The organism is Mesorhizobium sp. M5C.F.Ca.IN.020.29.1.1, from assembly GCF_003997375.1.
Classification (GTDB): Bacteria; Pseudomonadota; Alphaproteobacteria; order Rhizobiales; family Rhizobiaceae; genus Mesorhizobium; species Mesorhizobium wenxiniae.
Genome location: NZ_RZSW01001079.1, coordinates 1 through 844 on the forward strand (window position 1 = coordinate 1; position 844 = coordinate 844).

An 844-nucleotide genomic window follows, 5' to 3' on the forward strand; every position below is an offset into this window, starting at 1 on the left:
GCCCCACCATCTCGCCCGCCCTGCACCTCGGATAGCGATCATTCACCGTTTGTTCATTATGATAGCGCACGATCATAACTGGACATGCTGGTAGCTCGTACATGCCTGAAGGCCCTGCGCGCCGACCCAGCGCCGGGGCCTTTTTACTTCCGCAAAATCGATTCCAGCAACGCGGGTGCTTAGCAGGATGAGGCAATCTATTGCGGACACCTTAACCGGATTGGCTTTCATTTCAGCCCTCAATGCACAAGAGAGTTAGCACACACACTCCCCGCGCTTGGGATTGTTCGACCGTACAGCGAATTCCGCGAGTCAGTCGCTGATCGTTTATGTCAGTTGGCAGCTTTTCGCAGCAACGTACGCCATGATGTGAGTCGTGTCTTCCAAGCGCCGATTTGGCCGGGTAGGGTTTGCAAGGGGGGCGAACAACCGGATGAACGAACGGAATGATACTGGAAAAACTGCGCGCCTGTTGGGGGTTTAGCCCGACCGTCCATAGGAATGTCGCCCTGTTCGAAGGCTTTCTGAAGGGCAAGAGTTTCGCCGACCTGGCGCAGGAACATGGCCTGTCGAAATCGAGGGTGCGCCAAATCATCGACAAGGCTGATCGGCTTGTGGGCGGCGGCATCCTGACCAAGGCTGAATCGTCCAAGGCCTCGCCTCGATCCGATTTCATGGTCGACTATCCGTATGTGTGGAACCTAGCCGAGATGCATCGGCTCGGTAGCGTCACGCCGCACCATTTCTTTGCGGAGCTGGAACGCGCCGGATCGCTGGAGCGGCTGGTTGACAAGATGAAGCGGTTGCCGTGGCGCACACCAACAACAACACGTGAGCTGGCGCG

General features: G+C 57.2%; 1 pseudogene. It reads left to right on the forward strand.

The features are described 5' to 3' along the window. Nucleotides 1-446: 446 nt before the first annotated feature. A pseudogene (locus EOA85_RS36330) lies at nucleotides 447-844 on the forward strand (hypothetical protein); the annotation flags it as partial.